This window comes from Pseudomonas sp. NS1(2017), from assembly GCF_002269425.1.
GTDB lineage: Bacteria > Pseudomonadota > Gammaproteobacteria > Pseudomonadales > Pseudomonadaceae > Aquipseudomonas > Aquipseudomonas reactans.
In genome coordinates this window covers 5,883,776-5,906,865 of the sequence record NZ_CP022960.1, presented here as the reverse complement: position 1 = coordinate 5,906,865, position 23,090 = coordinate 5,883,776, and the positions used below count along the sequence as shown (strand labels likewise).

The 23,090-nt window shown below is 52.4% G+C and carries 19 protein-coding genes; 10 read left to right on the top strand and 9 right to left on the bottom strand.

Annotated features, from left to right (window positions below; translation table 11 throughout):
• Positions 1-84: 84 nt before the first annotated feature.
• Together CI807_RS27505 and CI807_RS27500 are read left to right on the top strand one after the other, a co-directional pair.
• A complete protein-coding gene (locus CI807_RS27505; RefSeq protein ID WP_256578795.1) occupies positions 85-2,145 on the top strand; it encodes an AAA family ATPase in 2,061 nt (686 codons plus the stop codon).
• Positions 2,142-3,458 (top strand): McrC family protein, encoded by a 1,317-nt coding sequence (locus tag CI807_RS27500; protein WP_095017019.1) that lies wholly within the window; start codon positions 2,142-2,144, stop codon positions 3,456-3,458. The genes CI807_RS27505 and CI807_RS27500 overlap by 4 nt, the downstream gene beginning before the upstream one ends.
• A 129-nt stretch (positions 3,459-3,587) precedes the next feature.
• Here the strand turns inward: CI807_RS27500 and CI807_RS27495 are convergent, their stop codons facing one another.
• Complete coding sequence (locus tag CI807_RS27495) at positions 3,588-4,487, bottom strand: alpha/beta fold hydrolase (RefSeq protein WP_095017018.1); 900 nt, start codon at positions 4,485-4,487, stop codon at positions 3,588-3,590.
• A 326-nt stretch (positions 4,488-4,813) separates the two neighbouring features.
• Between CI807_RS27495 and CI807_RS27490 the strand changes: the two genes are divergently transcribed.
• Positions 4,814-5,200 carry a hypothetical protein gene (locus CI807_RS27490; protein ID WP_157742084.1) on the top strand — a complete coding sequence of 129 codons (387 nt, stop codon included), beginning with the start codon at positions 4,814-4,816 and terminating at the stop codon, positions 5,198-5,200.
• 267 nt (positions 5,201-5,467) lie between these two features.
• Here CI807_RS27490 and CI807_RS27485 read toward each other — a convergent pair whose 3' ends face one another.
• Complete coding sequence (locus CI807_RS27485; protein ID WP_095017016.1) at positions 5,468-6,073, bottom strand: hypothetical protein; 606 nt, start codon at positions 6,071-6,073, stop codon at positions 5,468-5,470.
• 614 nt (positions 6,074-6,687) lie between these two features.
• Here CI807_RS27485 and CI807_RS27480 point away from each other — a divergent pair.
• Positions 6,688-7,995: a DUF2002 family protein gene (locus CI807_RS27480; RefSeq protein ID WP_177409606.1), complete on the top strand. Its 1,308-nt coding sequence runs from the start codon at positions 6,688-6,690 to the stop codon at positions 7,993-7,995.
• A 180-nt stretch (positions 7,996-8,175) separates the two neighbouring features.
• On the opposite strand, the gene CI807_RS27475 is transcribed toward CI807_RS27480, so the two are convergent.
• The 3 genes from CI807_RS27475 to CI807_RS27465 are packed head-to-tail and all read right to left on the bottom strand — an operon-like array spanning position 8,176 to position 10,399.
• Complete coding sequence (locus tag CI807_RS27475) at positions 8,176-8,826, bottom strand: hypothetical protein (protein WP_095017014.1); 651 nt, start codon at positions 8,824-8,826, stop codon at positions 8,176-8,178.
• Positions 8,823-9,659 (bottom strand): hypothetical protein, encoded by an 837-nt coding sequence (locus CI807_RS27470; protein WP_157742083.1) that lies wholly within the window; start codon positions 9,657-9,659, stop codon positions 8,823-8,825. The genes CI807_RS27475 and CI807_RS27470 overlap by 4 nt, the downstream gene beginning before the upstream one ends.
• A gap of 38 nt (positions 9,660-9,697) precedes the next feature.
• A complete protein-coding gene (locus tag CI807_RS27465) occupies positions 9,698-10,399 on the bottom strand; it encodes an SOS response-associated peptidase family protein (RefSeq protein ID WP_095017012.1) in 702 nt (233 codons plus the stop codon).
• Positions 10,400-10,788: 389 nt separating this feature from the next.
• Here CI807_RS27465 and CI807_RS27460 point away from each other — a divergent pair, with 389 nt between their 5' ends.
• The 4 genes from CI807_RS27460 (at position 10,789) to CI807_RS27445 (ending at position 14,091) form a co-directional block, all read left to right on the top strand.
• On the top strand, positions 10,789-11,214 hold the full coding sequence (locus CI807_RS27460) for a LexA family transcriptional regulator (protein WP_095017011.1): 426 nt from the start codon (positions 10,789-10,791) through the stop codon (positions 11,212-11,214).
• Positions 11,207-12,484, top strand: a complete 1,278-nt coding sequence (gene umuC / locus CI807_RS27455) for a translesion error-prone DNA polymerase V subunit UmuC (RefSeq protein WP_095017010.1) — start codon at positions 11,207-11,209, stop codon at positions 12,482-12,484. The genes CI807_RS27460 and umuC overlap by 8 nt, the downstream gene beginning before the upstream one ends.
• A 257-nt stretch (positions 12,485-12,741) precedes the next feature.
• Positions 12,742-13,296, top strand: coding sequence for a hypothetical protein (locus CI807_RS27450; RefSeq protein WP_095017009.1), 555 nt, complete (start codon positions 12,742-12,744; stop codon positions 13,294-13,296).
• Between the two features lie 279 nt (positions 13,297-13,575).
• Positions 13,576-14,091 (top strand): hypothetical protein, encoded by a 516-nt coding sequence (locus tag CI807_RS27445; protein WP_095017008.1) that lies wholly within the window; start codon positions 13,576-13,578, stop codon positions 14,089-14,091.
• A 90-nt stretch (positions 14,092-14,181) separates the two neighbouring features.
• Here CI807_RS27445 and CI807_RS27440 read toward each other — a convergent pair whose 3' ends face one another.
• Positions 14,182-15,558 (bottom strand): hypothetical protein, encoded by a 1,377-nt coding sequence (locus CI807_RS27440; protein WP_095017007.1) that lies wholly within the window; start codon positions 15,556-15,558, stop codon positions 14,182-14,184.
• A 240-nt stretch (positions 15,559-15,798) separates the two neighbouring features.
• Here CI807_RS27440 and CI807_RS27435 point away from each other — a divergent pair, with 240 nt between their 5' ends.
• Positions 15,799-16,524: a TOPRIM nucleotidyl transferase/hydrolase domain-containing protein gene (locus CI807_RS27435; RefSeq protein ID WP_095017006.1), complete on the top strand. Its 726-nt coding sequence runs from the start codon at positions 15,799-15,801 to the stop codon at positions 16,522-16,524.
• 297 nt (positions 16,525-16,821) lie between these two features.
• On the opposite strand, the gene CI807_RS27430 is transcribed toward CI807_RS27435, so the two are convergent.
• Genes CI807_RS27430 through CI807_RS27420 form a run of 3 tightly spaced genes read right to left on the bottom strand, consistent with a single transcriptional unit; the run spans position 16,822 to position 20,620 of the window.
• A complete protein-coding gene (locus CI807_RS27430) occupies positions 16,822-19,020 on the bottom strand; it encodes a hypothetical protein (RefSeq protein WP_095017005.1) in 2,199 nt (732 codons plus the stop codon).
• Positions 19,020-20,165: a hypothetical protein gene (locus tag CI807_RS27425; protein WP_095017004.1), complete on the bottom strand. Its 1,146-nt coding sequence runs from the start codon at positions 20,163-20,165 to the stop codon at positions 19,020-19,022. The genes CI807_RS27430 and CI807_RS27425 overlap by 1 nt, the downstream gene beginning before the upstream one ends.
• 23 nt (positions 20,166-20,188) lie before the next feature.
• Entirely contained in the window at positions 20,189-20,620 is a 432-nt protein-coding gene (locus CI807_RS27420; protein WP_095017003.1) for a pyrophosphatase, read from the bottom strand.
• 572 nt (positions 20,621-21,192) lie between these two features.
• Between CI807_RS27420 and CI807_RS27415 the strand changes: the two genes are divergently transcribed.
• Entirely contained in the window at positions 21,193-22,980 is a 1,788-nt protein-coding gene (locus tag CI807_RS27415) for a DUF4209 domain-containing protein (protein WP_095017002.1), read from the top strand.
• Positions 22,981-23,090: the final 110 nt, after the last annotated feature.

Sequence of the window (23,090 nt, the reverse complement as noted above, 5' to 3'; positions counted from 1 at the left end):
TCTGTTCAACTGAGCAGTCGACACGCTCGTTATGGCCGGTTGCCGGACTAAATATCGAATTTTGGAGTCAGCGTTTTGAAATCTATGGACGGTACGAGTTTCAAGGAGTGGATGATTCAGTCCGGCAAGGCTGTAAATACAGCCAATAATTATTTGAGTGGTGTGAGAACGGTATCCGGGCACTGTGGCGAAGACATTTTACAGATCACGGATCTTGCCGATCTGCGCCGCTTTTACGAGGAGTATGGGCCTAAAGGTATTCACTCAGACATAGGCGCCAGTAACAGCGGAAATGTGCAAAGTGGGCTCAAGCAGTGGTTGGATTATCAGTCGCTTCTTCAACTAGGTGGGGAATCGGTCGCTGTTGCCGCGAGCGCGCCCCCCACGTTGCAGCCTGCGCTCAATCAGATTCTTTACGGGCCACCAGGTACCGGGAAAACCTACGCGACCATTGAGGCAGCCTTGGAGATTCTCGACCCCCATTGGCTGGCGGGCAATCGTGAGAACCGTAAGGCGTTGAAGGACCGATTTGACGAACTGGCCAAAGGTGAACGCATTCGGTTCGTCACTTTCCACCAGAGCTTCAGTTATGAAGACTTTGTAGAGGGGCTACGAGCTGAGACCAACGAAGAACACAAGCAGCTTGAGTACAAGGTAGAGCCGGGCGTATTCAAACGTCTATGTGATACCGCTCGTACGGAGAGTGTACAAGCCGAAACCGGTGTTCGCAGTAACCCCCGTATCTGGAAAATATCCATTAATGGCTCAGGGCGTTCATCAACCAAGGACTATTGCTTGGAGCACGGCGAAGCTAGGGTCGGGTGGGGAGAAACAGGTGACCTAATGGGGTCCCTGGAACACAGTGAGTATTATCGAAATCTAGGATCCGGTGACAAAGGAACTCTAGAGCACTTTGCTCAAAGTATGGCGATCGGAGACATTGTACTGTGTATCCACTCTGCTTCGGACATAGGCGCGGTAGGCGTGATCACAGGCGACTATCGCTTTGAGGCTGAAGTACCGGCTGGTGTGATCGAAGACTACTGTCATGTGCGCCCAGTGAAGTGGCTCTATAAGGATGTCAATCAGTCCATCCTGCCGCTCAACGATGACCATCAGTTTACGTTGAAGACGGTCTATCCAATGCCACGCTTCAGTTGGGCTGACCTGCTCAGTTACTTGGAGAAGCAGGGCTCAGTGCCGTCGGTCCCTATTGCAATCAAGAAGGCAGAGCGTAAACCCCATGTGTTGATTATTGACGAGATCAACCGGGGTAATGTTTCAAGGATTTTTGGAGAACTGATCACGCTGATCGAAACCTCCAAGCGCGAAGGTGCTGATGAAGCGCTAAGTGTCGATCTGCCTTACTCAAAAAAACCGTTCAGTGTACCGTCCAACGTATACATCATAGGCACTATGAACACCGCTGACCGCTCGTTGGCGGGGCTTGATATCGCCCTGAGACGCCGCTTTGTGTTCCGCGAAATGCCACCTAGACCCGAGCTGCTCGATGGCGTGCTGGTGGGCGGGGTCAATGTCGGTCAACTGCTGCGAGTCATGAATCAACGTATTGAAGCACTCCTGGATCGCGACCACTGTTTGGGCCACGCTTACTTCATGCCGTTGGCTACTGATACTCGACCTGAGCTGCTCGGGCTGATCTTCCGCAACCAGATTTTGCCCCTATTGCAGGAGTATTTCTTCGAAGATTGGCAGCGCATTCAGTGGGTTCTGAATGATCATCGTAAGCCCGGGCTGGATTGCTTTGTTTACGAGCAGGCAAAAGGCTTGCAGGCGCTTTTCGGTGACGATGTGCAGGTAGGAGCCGGCAGCAAGACGTGGTGCATTAACGAGGAGGCTTTTGACCGGGTTGAGTCTTACGTGGGAATCATTGATCACCAGGCCAGCAGCTTGGCTCCCGAGGTTATGCGCGAGGCTACCTATGGCGAACTCACTGTTCGCGAGTTGACGACAGGATCTATAGAGGTATTGCGAGGCGGCGTTCGGCTAGCAGTTTCCAAACCGTCGCTTAGGGAGCTGGCTGCTGCTCTGCAGGTGAGTACTACCAATGGGATGGGCGGCGATCACAATACTCGATCCCTTGGGCGTGCGGTCCTCTCTGCATTGCAAAGCACTCGCTCGTGACTGTGCTAGTCACTATTCGAGAGTACGGGCGGCTCACTACCGCTGCTGTGACGCCTTCGCTGGATGAAGCGCAGGTGACAGTGAGTGCGTTCGACTGGCTGTGTGATCTGAGTGCCCGCTTCAACAAGAACGGAGCCAGGTTGTTGCAGGTAGAAGGGCGCCATTCTCTGAAATGGGATAGCTATGTGGGTGTGGTCGAAACTCCCTGTGGTACCCGGCTGGAAATCCTGCCAAAACATACTGAGCAAGACCATTGCAAGAAGAAAGGTCGTGCACTGCTATGCAGGATGATTCAGAACGCGTTGAATCTGAAACCTAGGACCACGTCTGTCGCTAGCTTGGAACTGTTCGATGCACCGCTTTCAGAGTGGGTGATGGAGCAGTTTCTCACGGAGCTTGATCATCTTATTAAGCGTGGCTTGCGCTCTGACTACTTGCGAGTGGAGGAAGAGCAGTACTTCCTGCGTGGCCAGCTCAATGTCGTTGCCCAAATGCGCCAGCCGCCCGGCCGGCAGCACTGTTTTCAGATTCGTCACGATGTATTCGTACCTGATCGTCCAGAAAACCGAGTTCTTAAGTTCGCACTCGAGCGTGTGTGCAAGCTAACCCAGCATCCTGATAACTGGCGTCTGGCGCACGAATTGCGCAGCCTCTTGGTTGATGTGCCTTCCAGCAGCCGTCCAGAGAGTGATCTTCGTGGCTGGAGCAATGAGCGTTTAATGGCGCACTACCGTGCAGTGAAGCCATGGTGCGAGTTGATTCTGAATGAGCAGATGCCGTTTGCGGTAGCTGGGCAATGGCAGGGCATGAGCCTGCTGTTTCCAATGGAGAAGTTGTTCGAGCGGTACGTCGAGAGCTGGTTGAGAGGGAGCCTGTTGCCTGGTGCTACCTTGCGGCCGCAAGCGCGCACTGAATATCTTTGTCAGCACGGAAACGCTTCAATTTTCCGCCTAGAGCCAGATTTTCTGATTCATCAAGGAGGGCAGCAGTGGGTTTTGGATACCAAGTGGAAGCTGATTGACTCGGGAAATCGAGATAAGAATTATGGCCTGTCCCAGAGTGATTTCTACCAACTGTTCGCCTACGGACAAAAATATTTGAAACAACCCGCCGGAGAGCTGGTACTCATCTATCCCTGTCATTCCGGTTTTTTGAACGCGCTAGCACCGTTCGATTTTCACGACAATTTACGTTTGCACGTGCTGCCGTTTGATTTGGGCCGGCACTGCTTGATTGAGCCTGAGCGTGCATCATTGCCATTGATCAATAGTGGGGCGTTATTAAAGTCAAGCGATCGGGAGCTCGGGGTATGACTTGGCCCTGCTATATAACTCCTGAAAGACGGCTTTAGGCCAGAAGCAGACGGTCGCTGACCTGCAAGCACGGCAACGAATCCTGTGCCCTTTTACGGCGACTCATCACTCTGGCAACTCCGTCGCCGTTCACTGGTTCAGGAACTTGATGACAGCACTGGCGAACAGTTCTGGCTGATCAAGCATGATGAAGTGAAAGCTGCCGTCAATGCGCCTGAAGCTAATGTTTGGGGTAGAGGCATAGGCGTTACGGAACATTGCATCGACGTGGGACGCTTCTACGCCGAAAAGCACATCGTAGGCATAGACGACCTCAACCGGCACCTTGATGCGTCCAAGCTCAGGCCGGAGGTCTGAGACCATCAATTCATACATGGCATCGGCCATAGTCTTTCGGTCCGAGTTTAACCCCGCCGCGACCAGGCCTGGCCTGACCGCTTCAGTTTTGGCGAGGCGGGCGATGGAGGCACGCTGCATGACTTGCGCCTGCTCAGGCGTTGCCGCCAACATTGCATCACGCATTGCAGCGGCATGCGGGGCCGCCGTTTCACTGGTCGCGGAGGGATCAAACAGCAACGTATAAAAGGGCATCGCATCAACAATCATCAGGCGTCCCACTTGATCGGGATGACGAGCACCTAGCATCAGTGCCACCTCGCCACCCAACGAATGACCGATGATGACCGGCGACTCGATGCGCTGGCTGCGAATGTATTCAGCGATCGCCTCGACCGTGGACGCGACTACTCTCCCGTCTGGACGGGATACAGCAGGCGAGCCGGCAAACCCAGCTACCTGTATTAGATGGAGACGGTGGCTGAGCCGTAATCGGGAGGCCAAATCTGCCCATACTTCGTAGGACGACGCAAATCCCGGGATCAAGATGATATCTGTGCCCGAGCCTTGTACCTGCACCGAGATACCACCCTCGTTCACCGTGCCTGATGGCAGGGACGCAGGCTGAGCTGGCGATGCTGCCAACAGCGCCAACAGGGTGCCGATCCCGGCAAGGATCATTCCTGCACGCATTGAGCTCCCCTTTTCGCGCAACGAGTAGTGATGGTTACACCGACAGGTAGGCCGCTTAACGGGCTCATAGCCACTCCTTTGACTGAATAAGTACTGCCACTATACGGAGCACAAAGGCATCAGAAAACTATCCTCGCCTGCAATTATGGGCTTCCGCTTTGGGTCGATAGCAGCGCTTCATTACAGGCTACTACCGACCCGAAGCGGATATTGCCTGTAGCTGAAGTTGACCGACCATGAGTCCGTATTGCAGCATGGAATTGAAGTGTGGCACCGCTGATCGGCCACTCTGTAAGCGCACCTTCGCACCTAACCGGAAGAAGCTCATGATCATGGTGTTATCGAAAGTCGAACTCAAGAAACTTTCCGTAAAAGCGGAAGCAGAGGGTTTAACGCTGAGTGATCTAGCCCCCATTAGCGAAAGGTTCGGCGTTGCACCGCATGATGTGCTGAACGAACTGTCCGTCGCGGTTGCGGAAGGCTATCTCCAAGGATCTCTACCCTATGATTTTTGCGAGGGCGTTATGAACGGGATCATAAATGCTGTGGTTGAAGTAGGCTTGACTAACGATATGCCTCAGCCCGCTTTCTCGCTTTACCAGGCATTCGATCAAGGTGAATGGTTCCGCAGTAACGACCCACCGGAAACTGACCCCAGTGAGAAATACACGAAGTATGTGGTCGGGGAAATAATGCGTACCCTTAGAGACTAATTTTCACAGATCGGCACGTTTCCGCTTTTCGGCTGGAAGGTAGTGGATCGAACGCCGCTTTTGGCCGATCTCTACCTGTCGCGAGGGCCGTAATCGACCCGAAACGGACACTCGTTGCTGGAAGCCGTCGACCAAAACCGGCTTCCGATTCACATTGAGTTGTCAGCTTCTTTGGCGCTCGACAGGCCCGGCTGGTCGGGCCTGCATTGAATTACTTGCGCTGCAAATGCTGCCGGGACTGTTTCACTCGAAGGGTCTGGCCAGGACTCATGATCCGGTTGAGAGATTCTTTCCCTGCGTACACGGGTTAAAAATCTGGTGAATACTCTCGCTGGTTCCTACATAGGTGGTGGTACCTGGTACCGCAACAGCCGAGTAATTCTTGCGATCGGTGACCTGAATAAAATTTCCTTGCCCAGCCGTGAAGCTCTCAGTGCTTGGCGGCACTAAAACGCTCAGGAACTGGGCTTTCTTGTCGAGGGCCAAGGCACCTCCCACGGTAATTGGCGCCAGCATGGCGGCCCAACGCTCACTGAATAGGTAGAAGGTATCGGCTGTGGCTCTGCCACTTTGCAGGTGGGCGCACTGCACATCGCTGGCGTTGATGACTTCAGCTTGCTGGTAGATGCCGCCCTTATACAGGGCCAGCACTAGCTTGCTCTTGGTCAGCACACCCAGGCCTTGCTTGGGTCTGCACACTTGCAAATCACCATAGGGAAATAAGCACCAGTTGGTTTCGGTGATAGTGACGATTTCGTCTGCGCTGAGCTTCAAGTCGCGTTCAATATTGGCGCGGGCTTCCGGGGTTTGGTAAGGGATGGCGCATGCGCTCAATAGAGCTGTGAGGGTAAGAGCGAGTAGCGGGGTTCTCATTAAGCGTCCTTTGCTGCTTGAAGGTAGATGTAAATGACGAATGTTTTTTCAACTCTCTTTCTTCAACACTCTACGAGTCAAGCAATCGCGAGATCAGGAGAAAATAGCCGTCGTTGAGATCGGGTTCTGAGACAAGAACATCAAAGCGGACGATGTGATCGACAGGCTCTGGCCGCTGACGACGGCTGAGCAGATCGTCCACCGGTCCAGGCACTGGGAAAATTATACAGATCGCGGCGAGTTTAAAGAGCTGTTGGCGAATCTGCTAAAAAACGTCGTTTGAATTTCTCGACAGCGAGTGCGCGACTCAGACCCATTTTGGGTCAGAAGCCGCGTCGTGAGCTGGCGTCCAGAAAGCAGCTATCGTGGGCGTCCGCTTTTGGCCGATAGCTGCCTGTCGTGATGGGCTGCTATCGACCCATAGCTGACTCTAGCGAAAGGTAGTAATCGGTCAAAAACTCTCAGCCGGATGTATCTAGAAAGCTAGGCGCGATTCACAATGGTGGATTGCGAAATCATTCAGGCAGTGTTTCGGCGCTCGCCGTCGACCTACCCTGGAGCCCTTGTAAATTGGCTATTTCTACCACCTTTTTAAGTGCTAGGTGAATATGAGATTGAAACCCCAGCAGATCAATGTGCTCCTTGAAAATATAGGTTTTACCGTCGCGAGCCAAAATGATAAAAAATATATATGGCGTCATGAGGACGGTGAGTTTCTTTTCGTGAATATGAAGAATAGCTCGGGAAAATCTGCCCTAGTAATTGACCCAGGTTGGATGGAGCGAGTCTCGGAACTCCAAAGTATCCAAGGTGCGGTTCCCGGGACCGAGTACGTTCACCATAGCAATATGAACGTTTTTCCAAAGCGTTTGAATGGAGGGGACGTGCCGATCCACTACGGTTTACCTGTAACGTTAGAAGCTGAAAGCTCGCTTCTCGGACTCTTAGGGGTTCTGTACCCGGGACTTGATTCTAAGCGGAATGGTCATCCTCCCCCAGCACCTACGAGCGAAACAGCTTTGCAGGAAAGTCGATCCGTCAGCCATTCTGAGTTACTGGCTTGGTTTGAGCAGTACACAGGACGGGAACTCACTTGGGAGCAGCTTCAGCAAGCTCCCAGTACCGTCGCGATTTCGGCCAAGGGTATCTACAAGCCAAAGAAGCTCGCCTACGCCCTATCGATTAGTCAGAGGCTGGACAGCCCTTACAGCGATCAAGACCCTGAGTATCAAGATGATGGAAGCTGGCGTTACTCCTACGCTCAGGAGGAGAGCACGCGTGGCGACGCCACTGGCCTGTTCACTAATCAAGGTCTGAAGAAGTGCATGGATGATGGGGTACCGGTGGCAGTCCTGGTGCAACTCTCAAAGAAGCCTGACGTTACGAAATATCGGATGTTGGGGCTGGCTAGGGTTGTCGCATGGAAGAACAAGGTGTTTACCCTTGAGAGCACCACGTTGGGAGAAGATGGCATCACGGCCAATCAAAAAGCCGAGGATTCGTCTACCTATTCTCCGAATGGAGTCAACGACAACCGTCAGCGCACACAGAGGGAGATCACTAAACGTCAGGGGCAGGGAGCGTTTCGAAGTGGATTGCTCACCGCCTATGAAGGACGCTGTGCCATCACTGATTTCGCAGTTGTGCAGGTACTTGAGGCTGCACATATCACCCCATATTTAGGACCAGAAACTAATCACATTAGTAATGGAATCTTACTACGCAGCGATCTGCATACGTTGTGGGACAAAGGCCTTATTTATCTTTGCGACCACCTCACCCTACAGCTCAAACCGTGTCTAGCAACATCTGAATATGCGCCTCTCGCGGGAAAAAAAATTAGAGCTGCAACGGGTGGCGCCCCACGGCTATCTTTGGATGCAATCCGCGCGCATCGAGAGTGGTGTTGCGGGAACGATTGAGAGCCGTAGTAAATCGATGAGAAGCCCGGTAACGCTGGTTTGGTCGTTGTGATTTGGTGACATGCCGCTTTGGGTCGGTTTTTGCCGGTCACGGCAGGCCATGATTCGACCCGTTACGGCCATTCAAATGGTCTACATTTCGTGGTCTACAGATCTAAATCGTTTTACTTCAGCAATCGATCAGCGAGGCAAGGCTCTATATTGCCCATCTTTATCACCCACTCGGGAATACCTCACTGCAGCAGTACCGGATAGCGCCTCAGTTGCACTGTTCCCTAACAGCAATGCTTTTGTGGGATTGATAATGTGATGTTGAACATCGTTTGGGCTGTTGATATCCGTTAGGCGTAGGCTGTAGCACCATTCGTTCTCGTACTGCGTGTGTACCCAACGAAATAGCCGTTCATCCTCAAGAATCAAGTCGTACTCATTGGCGAGATCGAGGGGGAATCCCATCTGTAGTTCTTCAAAGTCAATTGGGTCACCCCAGCGGCCTATATGTATCAATGGTTCTTGGTTGTCCTCTGCATTGATCCCCTCGCCGGTGAGGCTAATCTGAACCACAAGATAACTGCCGGTTGATCGTTTTGGTTTGGAAATGATCGGCAGAGAAATTCCGAGCTCGGTATACACCCATGCATTCTCATCAGTCGTGCGGTTGTCGATCCATTTACCTCCTACCTTGAAGCGCTTAGCGATTTCCGGAACCAACAACGCACGGCTCATTTCTTCCCTGATCAGCTCCGTCAGTCGTTCACATTCAGCGCCGAGTCGAGAAACAAATCGAATAGCCTCTGTAATCGACTTACCAATGTCGGTTGGGACTGTCACTGTTTTGAACTCCAAATAAAAGTGGGCAAAGAACTTGCTAGCTTAGGGCAGGCGGGAGCTTCCAATTCTTTGAAGCCGTTTATGGGACTCCAGAACAATGGTGATTGTTTAAGCAAGGGCGGTGGGGAGATGTCTCTAAAACCTTGGAAGCGACTGATGCCCAATTTCCTGAGAAGACAAGTCACTTGAAACTTCCATTTCTTGAGTCCTGCATCTTTTGAGCAATCCAATTTGTTCAGTAAGTCGAGAACACTGATCCAGGATCTTAGGACCAAACGGCCTTTCCAGATGTCTTCTTGACCGATGGCATTTAGGCCTGCACTGATCTCAGGCGCGATGAAAACGTGATGAGCAACTTCGCGCTCGGTGGGAGTTAAAAATTCTTTCCATTGCCGGTGCAGTTGATCTTTACCGCTTAGCGGTGCATTCCATTTGAATTCCACCAGCAAGATACGGCGTTCTCCTGTTTGCCAATGCAGCTCGACGAGGAGATCTGGTTCTACTGTTCGAAGCTCCCAAAAGTCCATCTGAACGCGGCTGATGGGGCCCACCGGGAATACTAAGTCCTCCTTCACATCGCGCTGGATTAAAGCTCTCCAAAAAGCGCCACTGACTTCGGGAGGCATATAGTCCAGCGGGCCCATGATTAAAGAGGTTATCTCATCTTCTTCACAAACTCGCTTTTCACCTATCTCACGGTGTCCAAGATAGCGTCTATAGAGGTGGCTTTTTCCGTGGGAAAAGGAGTGGAGCATTCCATTGGCTTCGCTTACAGGAGTAGATCGTGATAATCCCGTATTGCTCGCTTCTTGGCTAGAGTGCCCAGGTGTCATCTAGGCCTGCTTCGGTTATTCAGTAAGGCTGACGATGCTCAGATAATGTCTGATCTATCCAGCTCAATCAGCTTTGGCCCTTGATTCCTGACGTTACCGACTGTCTTGCTTACGGGAAACCATTCAAACTCTTCCGTGGGCTGGCATAGCTCTCTTGCGATTTCTTCTGCCCGTGTAGGTGCTATGTCAGGATCAAGCCATTCATTGGCATGCTCAGGCGTCAGCACCAAAGGCCGTCGATCGTGAATGTCGACCATGCCTTGATCGCTTGCTGCGGTGATGATGACAAAGCCGTCCCCTTCGTGAGGTTCCAGGCCAGAGTGAACCTCGGCTAGCGCGCCGAAGAACATGGGGCGTCTGCTTTTCAGGCGGATGAAGTAGGGCTGCTTTTTCTTCGGATCATCCGGGTCTTTGACCCACTCATACCAGCCTTCGCTGGGCACGATTGCCCGGCCATTCGGCCACAGCTGCTTGAAGAACTTACCCGTAGCTACGGTTTCGACGCGCGCATTGATCGGATCAGGCCGTTTTCCCTTTGCCCAAAAAGGAGCCCAACCCCAACGTACTGCGTCAATGTGCAGTCCGTCTTCTTTGCTATGCAGCACTTGCACACGTGTTGTAGGCGCGATGTTGAATCGGTTGATGGGCTCTGCATCGTAGCCGCTGAACAATTCGATCTGAGGGTTCAGCTCTTCAATGTAGATCGCCATTCCTTCGTACTGCACAAATCGTCCGCACATAAGTATCTCCGCACGTCAGAAGCCTGGAACGGCCGGTGCTCATCGGTCTCTCCACAATAGACCTCAACGGGAGAGATTCCTCATGACCTCCAGTCGTTACCAAGTAGATGATTTCGAAGCTTGGCCTGCCCTCGATATTGATCCTGCGTTCATAGCCGGTACCCTCGATTATTGGTGAGAGACTTCTCTAGCGATGTTCGATGACCTGAAATGCCGCAACGTCGTAGAGGACCTCGAGTGGGGAAAGCAGGTAGTGGAAGCCTTGGTGGCTTATGCCTGTGAGCTGGCCTGATTTGGCCGCTTGTCAGATATCTCTTACGTAAAATTGACCGCACGCCTGCTCCAAGATTAACTGTACATTCGTACAGCATCTGTAAAAGGGCAGTGCCATGAGTTTCAACATCTTGGGTCCAATAGGCCATGGTGGCGTCAAGCTGCCTTTATGCTCGTTTCAGGTGCCGGCCGGCTTTCCGTCGCCGGCAGCTGATCATATCGAGCAGCATATTTCTCTGGATGAGGTACTGAACATCAGGGCGCCGCATGTTTACCTGGTGATGATCACTGGGGAAAGCATGCAGGGCGTCGGGATCTTTGAAGGTGACCTGGCGATTGTTGATCGGTCGATTGAGCCTGCTCATGGGCACATCGTGGTGGCGCTGCTAAACAATGACCCCATGTGCAAGCGCCTCTGTAAGCGCGGTAAGGAAGTGATCCTGCTGTCTGAGAACCCGAAGTATCCGGCTCGCTACGTCCTGGAAGGCGATGAGCTATCGATCTGGGGCGTGATTACCAGCACCGTGCGCAGTCATGTCTAAGGCTAATCCTGTATTTGCCCTGATCGACTGTAATAGCTTCTATGCCAGCTGCGAGCGAGTCTTCCGTCCCGACTTAGCAAAGACCCCAATTGTGGTACTGAGCAACAATGACGGTTGCGTCATTGCTCGCAGTTACGACGCTAAGCCTTTCATCAAGATGGGCGAGCCGTATTTTCAGATCAAGCACAAGCTCAAGCAGCATGGCATCGTACCGTTCTCCTCGAACTACGCGCTGTACGGCGACATGAGCGAGAGGGTGATGACGCTCATTGAGAGCATGGTGCCTGCCGTTGAGATTTACAGCATCGACGAGGCTTTCGCGGATCTCACAGGGATTGGTGATCTTGATGCACTTGGGCGTCAGATCCGCGCTCAGGTACTCCGTTGCACTGGCATTCCTGTTGGTGTCGGTATCGCCAATACCAAGACGTTAGCCAAGCTTGCCAACCACACGGCTAAGCGCCTGCAGGCTCAGACGGGAGGCGTAGTGAATATTACTGACCCGGGTAAGCGTGACTGGGTCCTACGCAATACCGATGTGGCGGAAGTGTGGGGCGTCGGCCGCAAGATGAAACTGCACTTAAGTACCTTGGGCATTAAATCTGCCATGGACCTGGCTAAGGCCGATCCTTGGACGCTCCGCAAGAAATTCAGTGTAGTGATTGAAAAGACCGCCCGGGAATTGAGTGGTACGTCATGCTTGGAATTGGACGAGCCTGATCCGCCAAAGCAGGAGATCTGCTGCAGTCGAATGTTCGGCAAGCGGTTGACGGAACTGCCGCCTATAAAGGAAGCGGTGGCCACCTACATGATGCGAGCCTCGGAGAAGCTCCGAGCGCAGAACTCACTGTGCAAGAAGGTTCGTGTTTGCATCCGTACTGGTATGTTCAATCCTGAAGAAGCGAAGTATGCCAATGGGGTAGTGGTGGACATGCCTTATCCCACTGATGACGTGCGACTACTCACTCAAGCCGCAGTAGGTGCGCTTGATCGCATTTTCCGGCCTGGCTTCAAGTACAGCAAGGCTGAGGTGATGCTGCTTAACCTTTGCCAACCTGGCGAGTACACCGATGATCTTTTCGCCACATCACAGCCTGAAGAAGCTACACGGGTTATGACAGTCCTGGATCAAATCAACGAGAGGTGGGGCAGGGGCACACTGCGTTCGGCCAGCGTGCCGATTGATCCGGATTGGGGCATGCGTCGAGAGATGATGAGCCAGAGCTATACGACTAGGCTTGATCAGCTTTGGTCGGTGGATTGCAGATAACTCTCACGTTCAGCCAAAAGCTGGCAGGCACCATAGATCAAAGCTGGGTAAGAACGTAGTCTCGTAATTACCCAGCCAATACACCTTGTCCGAACTACCCCGAATATGCCCGATCATCACCGCTTCTCTTGCATATCAGCCATCGCCTGAGTTAAACCATCGATACTGGAGTCAGCGTTAGGCTAGTGATCTAAGTGGTTTACAGTGCTTTTGAACAATCAGGTACCTTGAAGGCGAGTCAGTAGGAGCTTGTAGTGATGATGGATATTGTGGCGGCCAAGGCAATTGAGAATCCGTTGGCACTAATTGGGATCATTGTTGCGGCGGTATCACTGTTGGTCGCTATTAGTTCTCTGACGCTCACATGGCGACTATGGAGGAAAACAAACAGGCCCATTCTCACCGCTTGGATTGCCAGTGCTGCCGGGGGGGCTGAGGGGGTGGCGTTGAATGTCGTAGTGGAAAACTCTGGGAATCGTCCAGCTAAAGATATCAGACTGGTTGCGACCGAAAAGCGAGTTCTGGCAGCACTGGATCGCCCGGATGAAACAACGATGCCAGGGGATGCGAGGCGCTGTTTTTTTGCTAGTAAACAGATCTCGGTACTGGCCAACGGTAAGCGTATGACAAACGCTTTCGGATACCTTGGCGACAGAGCGGGAGCGTGGAGAAACGGTGCTGTCATTCCTTTGACTCTTGAGTACAAGGGCCTAGAGAATGAGCGTTATCGAGCCGAGATGAATCTGATCTTGGTCGACGATGGTGGTTTTGCCCAGAGTTCTTGGGACGCACCCAACGATTTGGAACAGTAACCTTCGCAATGAGCGCCTCACTTAGTCGATTGTGTGTCCACCCTGACGCTTGTGAGCTCCGCCAGGCCTCAGTCAATACCGTCGGCTCGAGTGACTAACCAGCCTGCACGCTTCACGAGGCTGTGATCGCGACAATGCTATTGATTTCGCAAGATGATGAGTGGGATCTGGTTGTGTCCCGCGAACAATTTTCCGGAGCACCATGGCCTAAATAGACGCCTCTATTTAGATAGGTCGCCGCGCCCCGTAGAGTTTTTATAAGAAAGGTAGTTCCTAAAAATGAATCAGCCCATTACCAACGTCGCTACAGTGTCAATAGCAGTCATTGCTCTGATTTTTTCAGCGAGCCAGCTGTACCTTCAGCGTGTCCAAAATCACGTGTCGGTCGAGCCGCGGCTCAACGCCTATTACACCAACGAGGCTAAACTTGATAATGAGGGTGTTCATGTAATCAATAACGGTCTGGGGCCTGCTTTTGTAGAGCGCCTCGATGTAATGGTGAATGGAAAAAAAATTGAGGGCGCCACAAAATTTTTTGAAGCTGCCAGATTGTTGGGCCTAAATACAGAGTGTTTATCAATCGGTGAGCCTCGTCCTAACGATAGCTTCAAAACCGGTGAGGAAATATTACTGTTAGGGGTGCCAAAAGCCGGTGATCCACTCAAGTGTGCTAAGACAAGGCGGGATATTTTTGCGATGAAACCAGGAAATTTGGATTTCATCATAACTGTCAAATCTATCTATGGTGACAGATTCACTTATCAACTTTCGAAAAACGTCCAAGTGAGCCTGTAAACCTTACGTATGCTGATTCGTGAGGGCAGACAAACGTCTCGTCGATAGGGGGTTGCCGAGCGCCCGCGCTAGTGCGTGGCAGGCCCCGAGTCATGGCGTAGTGTATAGCGAGTACCGCTCAAACAGCGAGCGATAGAATCCGATGAGCACCTCCTCGGCATTGGGCTGCTGAAGCTCGTAAACACCGAAGCGATAGACCTCATACCCCACTATCCTCAGAGCCCTGTCAGCCCCCATCATCTCAGCGTAGAGGCGGGGATTTGAGCGTCCGTCTGTGTCGGAGTAGTGGTGTTTGCCATCAATCTCGATGACAACCCGTACTCCGCCGGGAAGCAGCAGAAGGAAGTCCATGCGCGATCTCAGCAACGCCTCTTTGCCACGCCTTGAGATGGTCTGGGGATCCCAGTGAAACCAAACCTCGGGCAGCAAGACCGGAAGCTCAGGAATCGCTGTCGTAAAGGCTTTGAAGAAGCTCGAAAAGGCGAGAGCCTGAGGAGGGGAAGACTTAGGCAGGCAGGCTGCCAGGCGCCGATACAGACGTTTTTTGGCTTGGGCTTCCTCGATGTTATAAGTCTGTGCGTACCACGCCTGCAGATCACGCCACAGGAGTCCAGAACTCCCGATCGGGCGGTCATAAATCAGGACATCTGTTGGGTCGGACATCACCTCGATATCGTTGTCCAGGGCGTTCCCCAGTCGCAGATCAGGTTTCGTCGTAGACGCAAAGATGAGGTTCTTGGGAGAGGACTGCTTGCCTGATCCTACATAGGCCAAGGAGGCCGTCAGGAAGGCATCTTCTCCCACCCCGATGACAACGTGGACTCCGCATGCTTTGAGGGTGTCGTTGACGATTTCGATGAATTTTCGCTGAGCAGGTTCGCTGGGCAAAACCCGTGAGGAAGCCAAGGCTTCGACGAATCGGCAAAATCGGGCATGCGAGGATTGAAATGCACCGAGCTTGTCGAAGAGCGTCACCGCATCCCAGTCGGGATTTTCGATATGGTGACGGGTAATTTCTTGGCGAAGTGTCTGGGTTGGCCGGGTCAGGTTCACGAACGAGATTGTGTCGATTCGCCAGAGCTCGCTGAGTACCTGTTCGAAGGCAGCCCTGTCCATGTGCAGCTCTAAGGTATTGAGCTTTTCTGCCAGCTCTCGACGGTAGCGTCCAGGGATGATGGGTGCTGTCCCATCGTCCCACACAAGCTCTTGAAGCTGGTCGCGCTCATGAACCTGGAAGCCAATTAGCTCCAAAGCCCTCTGAGCGGCAGCTACCATTTGAACGTCACCTGCAGCTTCGACTGCTTTCTCAAGATGCCGCCTTTTGGAGTTGTACTCAGCGCAGTCATCCAGCCCCAACCTGAAGAGCAATTCAGGTATCCGGGTATCCGTGTAGTTGTCTTTCTGATTGCCAAGGATCTGACTGAAGGTCTCTCTCAGCGTGTTGAGGTTTTGCTGGGTACGAGGCATGCGCAAGGGTTCGTGCTGATGTCGATCTGGCGATGCTAGCATTTACAGACGAAGCGTTGAGCTTGTTCAGATTTGATCGGTTAACTGACGGTCGAAATGGCCGAGGCTGAGCTGGGCCCCGTGAATCACTGGTGTTAAGACATTGTGCTTAAGAAGGTTTTATGTATTGATTAATGTATTGAGGTCTCCACGCTGCTGTATTTTTTGCGGGGGGTTAGTAAATGTGAATGTGGGGCTGCAATGGCTACGACAATGGAAGATATTATGTATGATGAAATGATTGGTTCTATCTGCGAAGAGAAGATCATGATAAGTGCTGCTAAAGCCCAGTGTATTTATATTTTTGTGGAAGGTGAGTCCGAGGAGGCTGTTTTTCACATGCTTCTTGAGGCGTGTGGGCTGGACTTTAAGAAGCATGGGGTTGTTATAGCAAACTACAACGGTATCGGGAATCTCAAAAATTCTATCCGGCTTTTGAGGAAGACACTGAGTCACGATAGGCCGGTAATTGTGACTTATGATGATGATCTGGCAGGTAAGAGAGAGGTTGGAAGTATTGATGATGAATTAATTACTTTGTTTAAAATCCCTCAGGTTCCTGTTGTGAGATATTCAGGTGGTAGCGAAGGTGGCTCGCTTGAAGAAGTATTCTCTCCTGATCTATTTATAGAGTCCAGCTTTGAGATCGATGTGGTTTTTACTAGCGATCAAAAGATGAAATCAGATTTTTCTGTAGTGTTTGATGCGAGGAGGCCATGGTTTTCCCAGTTGGCAAGTTTTGTGGAGAGTAGAGGCGTGAGGGCTGGTTCAATAAACAAAGTTAGGCTATGTGAAAGTATGGCGGAGTCATGTGATCCGATACCGGAAACATTTAAAAAACTAGCTGAGCTAGTGTTGAGTCTAAGAGAGCGGTATCCAGTGAAAAGCCCTAATAATGTGGATCTATCTTTTTTAAATTGTCGGTAGTGTCCGATGCTTTCAAAAATCAAATGAGCCAAAGTATGGAATGGCAGTTCTGGTAAGTTCTCAGCCGTTGTCACGGCTTTGCAACCGCTCACGGCAGACCACTGTCGCCCCAAAGCAGAGCGGCGGCTGTGGCAGTCACAGCCAGCCAAATTCTAGATCTGTTTTGAGCACTCCAATGGTGTTACCAACTAACCGGCTGAGCTGACGTCCAAGGGTGGCTTTCGAATTCGCCCATCAGTCAGCTCGATGCTGCAGGTACTGTTTGCACTCACCAAACTGAACCTTCAGCGGGTCATTCTAGCGACTAGCTTGCTTTGCCAGAACTAGCATCCCGAGCAATTCGGAAGTATTGCCAGCGTGCTGCTTCAGTGCATCGTCCAGCAGCGTGTCCATATCTGTTTTCGCAAGCCTAAGAGAGCCCACGGCGATGGCGGCGGCGAACTCAAGGGCTGCGTCGCCGAAGTCCTTGTCCGAACGGGCAAACACTTTCACCAACAGCTCTTTCATCACCTTGCTGAGCTCAGGGCTGGAGGAGTAGTCCAACTCCGCTGGGTGGCATGCCCTTAACATGCACGCTTGCAGGATCGCTTCGTTGAACCTGAGGAAGCACTCTGGGGCCAGTACGACCGATTCGTAGCCATTGGGGCAGAGTCGCCTTTCGTGATCTTTGTGTTCCCGGGCGTTTTGGAGCACTGCTGACATGGTGAGGTGCACCATGCTGGGCTCAACGTCGGCGTAGCGCTTGGCGATATCGGTTTTGTTTCCGAAAAAGAGAAAACCTTCCGAAAGGCATAGTGTGTTGCCTCGTGGCGAAAGCAAAAAACCTCGAAACGCGTTTAAGGCTGCTTTCCCAGCCAGATCGAAGGATGGCAGGATGTTGGAGGTGTCGGGCAGGTGCCCAAGGCCCAATTCATCGATGCTTTGATCTGAATGGGCCTTGTGAGTGGCGATCAATAGATACCAAGAGTTGTCATTGGAGTCTTCGCCAAGGGGTAGCTGGATCCAGTTGGAGAAGCCGTACTCCCTAGTCGTGGGGTTTCGAACTAGGAACATGCGCAATTGGTTCCATGACGCGTTCGTCTGGGGGATCCCGATCGGGGAGAGGAAATGCCTCGGGATATGCGCTTTGATGTATGAGCGCAGATCGCGACTGATCTCGCGAAGTACGCCGCCATCTCTGGCGACGGTGGAAACAATCACTACGCCAGTGGCGTCTTTGCAATTGTCCTTCTCCAGTTCTTGGTACGGAAGCACCGAAATCGACGAGCCAGCAGCCAGGCGAGTGCGCAGGCGAGCCATGACAATTCCCGCGAGAGCCTTCGAAGCCTCGTCGTCGGCGTGGATGACATGACTAACGGTCAGGGGGAATGACCAGTCAATTTCTGCGTCGAGCCATTTCTGAAACTCTGCGTCTTCCAGCACCGTGATGACATCAAGCTGCAGCAACTTGCTCTTTGTTCCGACTTGGGTGTTGAAGGGGTGTATCGAAAAACCAAAGTATTGATGGAAATCTGCCAAAGCTTTCGGAATATGTGGCTGACCGAGTACGACTGGTCGAGGAGGCTTGGCTTTGGAAGAGAAATTTTCTCCGATGATCTCGATCAAGGTGCCGTCGCTGACTTTCAAGTCAGGGAAGGCGACCCCCATGTTATCAAGCGCGACCATTACGTCGCCGGCTCGTCCTTGGGACGTTACATCGACGATGGTGGCGATTCGAAGGGGATCCCACACGCTGCTTGCCATCTTTTCTGCCATGCTTCCGGACGTCGAGGCGGAGACAATGCAGAAATAGGGATCCGATGGAGGAATGATCTTCTCCAACTCATCATAGGAATGGAAGCTGACGATCTCTGCCTCTGAGCGGCACAGGGCCAGGGCGCACTTGACGTAGGCATAGATACCCATGGTATCGATGAAGACCTTGGTGCTGTCTTGCAGTGCCCGCCCGTGGGATAGAGTGATCAGGTACGCAACGACGTACAGCTCTGCCTCGCCTGAGGCTATTTCCCTTGCTTGGATAAAGACCTTGTTCCGCCGTTGAGAAGGGTGCTTGAACACATGCCCAGAGGGGGCTTGGTGGATGGCATTGTTCTTCTCGATGAGGCTATTTACGCCATGAGTCATGAGAAGCTTCAGATCCACGTTGTAAGGGCCCGGATGCGCTCCAAGGGCGTAGTGGTTGAAGTTTGTACCATCCCACTCAAAGAAGTTGTATTGCTTCACGAAGTCAAAGCCTGCCTTCATGCTGCGCTTGTTCATGGTTAGCAGGTGCGTATTGTCCGGATACCAGGCTTCCTTGAACGTGTTGTATTGTTCGGTAGAGCCCACGATGTACACGCAATCTGGAAGATTGGTATCACTCTTGAGGGCTGTCTCTACATCCGCATACACATTCCCTTCGGTCAGTCGGCAGCTTTTATAGCAAAGCACCAGGGTTTCAATGGTGCCGTGCAAGGGACAGTGCTTCAGATGCCGCCAGGAGTAGAAGCGTTCCATCACTGAGCCCTCAGCGGTACGAGAATAGAGATGACCGCACCTTGAACGGGCGAAAGGCTGGTTTCAGTCCAGTCATTGAAGGCAAAGAGGTCACGGTCATCCCCAGGGGTGAAGGAATTGAATATCGACAGCCGACCTGTGCGGATCCTCAGAAGTCCGCCTATCTGTCTCAGCTCTTGCAAGACCGAAGGTAAGCCTTCACCCGCTGCAGTCTGGGATTTCGACGTCGATTTGTGCTGCAGGCATCGGAGGAGCGCCCGCCGTTCGTCTTCGAGTGACATCTCCTGCACTGGCTTGCCGGTGTACCGGCTGACTAGCCCGGGCCCTGAGTCAAAATAGCTGACCTCGAATGCCCGAAGGCTTTTGGCTCCGGTTTCTGTTCTGGCAGCCTCATCATTCCAGTATTTGATCAGATCGGGGTGGCCGGAGAAGTCGTCTTTGAAAGTCGACTCGTAAAACCGTGTCCAGCCCATCAGTACCCCCTCGACATGCGAAAGATAGGGTCTGCCAGTATGGTCTGTGACCGCGTGCTCTTGAGTGTTCTGGATAAGCTCAGCAGAGAACAAGGCGAGCGCTTCGACCAGGGATTCAGGTACTTTGGCCCTGCTTTGCTGCGTTGTACGATCCACTAGCGTGCGCATCACTGGGGCCATGTCGTCTTTCTCTTTAGCCTTGCCTCGCGAAGAAAACAGGGGCTTCAGATACTGGATTTTGGAACCCCCGACGCACAGGAGGTCTATGCAGCGCCCCTTGACGAGGTCTTCAAACTCCTGAGCGTCCATCGCTTGCATTCTTTTGGTTGCGAAGGTGAGGACGTCTCGGCGATCAATTTCCTTGCTACCAATCCGGATTCCTTTAGACAGCCGAACACCCGCAATCCCAGGTGAATAATCACAAACGGCCTCCTGAGCATCCAGCTCTTGAGCGTTCGGATGAATTTCCAGGTAGTCTTCTTCGAGCTTTTGGCGAGCGAGCGTAACGACCATCTGCAGTCGCGATGCGTCATGCATCGGACTGTGTCGAGCGCCGAGGGTATCTATAGGGAAGCGAAACACTGTATCGCTGTCGGAGAACTCGATTAGGGAGATGATTTCCTCAATCTCAACCAGGCTCCGGCACTTCCCCACGTGGTTAACAGTTGACAAGCTATCACCTCTGAAGCATGGGGTTACTTTTGGGCAGGTAGGCTTGCCAGGAGTTGTTTGATTTGGGGCTCGGGTTTCCAGTAGTTAGGGCCCTTGAGGAATTTCCCATTCTCATCGTAGATAGGCTTGCCATCGGCACCTAGCTTGCTCTCGTTGCTGTCCATGATCAGCTCCAGTACGGCTTCAAGAGGGATGCCGTACTTCATTGCCTCGGAGCGGCAATACACGATGACGTCGCCGAGAAGGTCTGCAATGGCGACCTGAACATCGATGGCATCGTCTCCTCGACGAATCTGCTCAGCAATGTCATCGATCTCGGCGACTTCGTCGAGCAGCGTCCGCTTGAATTTCAGGAGGCGATCTTCTGCATCTGGGAAGAGGTGCGGAGCCTCATGGATGGGCAGCTTGTACATCGCATTCATTGTCTGGATGCGGTCGCGAAAACTTTTGCTCATTGATCCATCTCCGGTGGTGAGGCATTTGCAGCAGACACTACGCTTCTTTTTCAGGACAAAGCAATCCACAGCACCACGGCCCGCCATGATCGTGGCAGGCTTTACCGAAGCCTTCACGCTCATTAGCTGTACAGCAGTCAGGAGAGTAGGGGCGCGTAGACCCTGCCGGCCCGGGCCGAGATGCGCCCGTGCGGCTAGACTCCTAGAACCCTGGCAAGCTGATTATTTTTTAACTCGCCAGGCGCATCCCCGAGCGCCAAAAGCCGCCACTCTATCTTTTCATAGAGATGGGCTCGAAGGCATGACTACCTTGCTCATATCTTTCTTCATTATCTTTACCCCCTTCGAATGGCCAGTTACAACGCTCAACTTTGGTTCCAGAGTAGGGTTTGCTATTTCTCGTTCCTATAGTTATTCCGAAAGGGGTACCGAAAGATGTCCATGCAGCTTCAAGGGCGCTGTGGTTCTTGAGCCTACGCACCTCTGGATGCATCCGTAGCGACCAACAATTGAGCTTCATCAAGGATAAGGGTATGAATACCTCATATCATCGGTTAAGGCGTATTTGATCAATGTTGGACTGGACTCTCATCACGGTAGAAACACTGCAGGGCATCGATTTCGACCGACTTTTATCCAGGGCGCAGAAACAAGAATGCATTGCATACGGTGAGTTTTTGTCACGTGAATTCGAGTGTGGAGACGATTTGAGTCTTTCTCAGAAGCAGTCCATCAGCTTCGTGAAACATGCCCTGATGATGACGTTGCGGCCGAATCATCCTTCAGAGCCATTCGGCGCCCTGATCGAGTTTGCCAATGGGCGAAGCGCGCTGCCTTCTGATTTTCCAAAGCAAGAACTTATTCGAATCGTTCCATGGATGTTATCGCTGAAGAATCCAGTGCTGCGCGCCAGGTTGTTGGACATCACCTGGGTTCAGGCCCGGTATTTCCAAGCAGTATCTCCTGCGGTGCACGCCTATCTAGAAGCTGCGGCTAAGACAGCTGATTGCGATGAATGGCTTCAGGGTTTTATGGGAGTTAGCCGAGCGTTACGACTGTCTGCGAGCATTGGCAAAGGAGGAGATGCTCTCAAGATTGAGACTCTCCAACAGATTATCACGTGGCTGAGTCGCTTGCCCTGGGATGACCCTGGGTATCTGACCTTGAAGCTGATCAAGGTGTTGGTCGAATTCAAGGAGGGCGATCTCAGGCAATTTGCTAGCAAAGCTTGGGCACTGGCTAAGGACTGCGAGAGCAAGGGGGAGCATTGGAGGGCTAAAGATTATTCGGAACTTGCTGCAGAGTGCCACCGGCTTAATGGGGATAATGAAGCGTCCGTGAAAGCTTCCATGAACGCTGCTGAATGTCTTGTCAGGGAAGCCCGTTCCGCTATGAATCAGCCAGGGCGGGGATTGGTTGTTGCGGCGACACTGATGTCGGATGCGGTCGAAATTTTTAGGCAAATTCCTGGTGGTAAAGACCGTGCCGCTTCACTGCACGCGGAACTGCTAAAGATCCAGCAGAAGTCTAGAGATGAGTACAGGCAGGTGAGTACAAGGGTCGACATTCAGAAGCTTGTGGAGCAGGCGATTGCAGGTGTCAGTGGAAAGAATTTCCCAGATGCTGTGGCCAACCTGTGTTCCATGTCGCGCCCGCCGTTGGTGGAGGAGCTGAAGAAGCAAGTGTTTGATATCGCCAAGGCCGCTCCCCTCCAAGCCATGATGCCCTTTGAGGTTACGAATCTCAGGGGGCGCGTTGTCGCGATAGTGCCCGGCCTGTCAGGCAGTAGCGAAGATCCGGGTGAGCCCGGCCTGCGAGGGCGATTGTTCAAACACGCCTCCTTGCAACGAAGCATCGCAGTTCAAGCGAGTATCGACCCGGCCAGGTCTGTAATCTTCAACGAGCATTCCCCGGGTGAGGAGGACATTCAAAAACTCATCAAAGACAGTCTTTGCGTCCCCAACGATCACCAGCAAAGCATCGCAAGGGCATTACTTGCAGGTTTTGAAGGCGACTGGATCATTGCAGCTCACATCGTCCCATCTCAGTTCGAAGCGATGGTCAGGCATTTGGTTGAGCTTGCGGGTGGAGCGACGTCCATGCTTGAACCTGGTGGAGTTCAGCCTGAACGCCCTCTCAAAGTTTTACTTGAGACGAAAGAGGCGAATGATTGCTTCGGGGAAGCGGGAACGTTCGAACTACTGGATTTGCTGGCAGATTCACTTGGGGCCAATCTTCGAAATGAGATCGCCCATGGTCTTCTTGGGGACTCGGGAATGGACAACTTTGAAGTACGGTACGCATGGTGGCTAATGCTCAGGTACTGCTTGCTTTCATCGACAGCCGCGGCATCGACCTGATGTTGGTAACTCGATTTGAGCCGATGCCTGGTAATCGTCCGGGCAACACACCTTCCTGATGCCATCGCCCTTAATTTGGGAGGTCGGTAGGTGTGTTCGCCGTTCGCTTA

Coding starts and splice junctions, on each gene's coding strand:
- CI807_RS27495 (WP_095017018.1), bottom strand. CDS start 4,487: ATGCGTGCAGGAATGATCCTTGCCGGGATCGGCACCCTGTTGGCGCTG.
- CI807_RS27450 (WP_095017009.1), top strand. CDS start 12,742: ATGATGGATATTGTGGCGGCCAAGGCAATTGAGAATCCGTTGGCACTA.
- CI807_RS27445 (WP_095017008.1), top strand. CDS start 13,576: ATGAATCAGCCCATTACCAACGTCGCTACAGTGTCAATAGCAGTCATT.
- umuC (WP_095017010.1), top strand. CDS start 11,207: ATGTCTAAGGCTAATCCTGTATTTGCCCTGATCGACTGTAATAGCTTC.
- CI807_RS27470 (WP_157742083.1), bottom strand. CDS start 9,659: ATGACACCTGGGCACTCTAGCCAAGAAGCGAGCAATACGGGATTATCA.
- CI807_RS27490 (WP_157742084.1), top strand. CDS start 4,814: ATGATCATGGTGTTATCGAAAGTCGAACTCAAGAAACTTTCCGTAAAA.
- CI807_RS27440 (WP_095017007.1), bottom strand. CDS start 15,558: ATGCCTCGTACCCAGCAAAACCTCAACACGCTGAGAGAGACCTTCAGT.
- CI807_RS27430 (WP_095017005.1), bottom strand. CDS start 19,020: ATGGAACGCTTCTACTCCTGGCGGCATCTGAAGCACTGTCCCTTGCAC.
- CI807_RS27505 (WP_256578795.1), top strand. CDS start 85: ATGGACGGTACGAGTTTCAAGGAGTGGATGATTCAGTCCGGCAAGGCT.
- CI807_RS27415 (WP_095017002.1), top strand. CDS start 21,193: ATGTTGGACTGGACTCTCATCACGGTAGAAACACTGCAGGGCATCGAT.
- CI807_RS27435 (WP_095017006.1), top strand. CDS start 15,799: ATGGCTACGACAATGGAAGATATTATGTATGATGAAATGATTGGTTCT.
- CI807_RS27420 (WP_095017003.1), bottom strand. CDS start 20,620: ATGAGCAAAAGTTTTCGCGACCGCATCCAGACAATGAATGCGATGTAC.
- CI807_RS27460 (WP_095017011.1), top strand. CDS start 10,789: ATGAGTTTCAACATCTTGGGTCCAATAGGCCATGGTGGCGTCAAGCTG.
- CI807_RS27485 (WP_095017016.1), bottom strand. CDS start 6,073: ATGAGAACCCCGCTACTCGCTCTTACCCTCACAGCTCTATTGAGCGCA.
- CI807_RS27465 (WP_095017012.1), bottom strand. CDS start 10,399: ATGTGCGGACGATTTGTGCAGTACGAAGGAATGGCGATCTACATTGAA.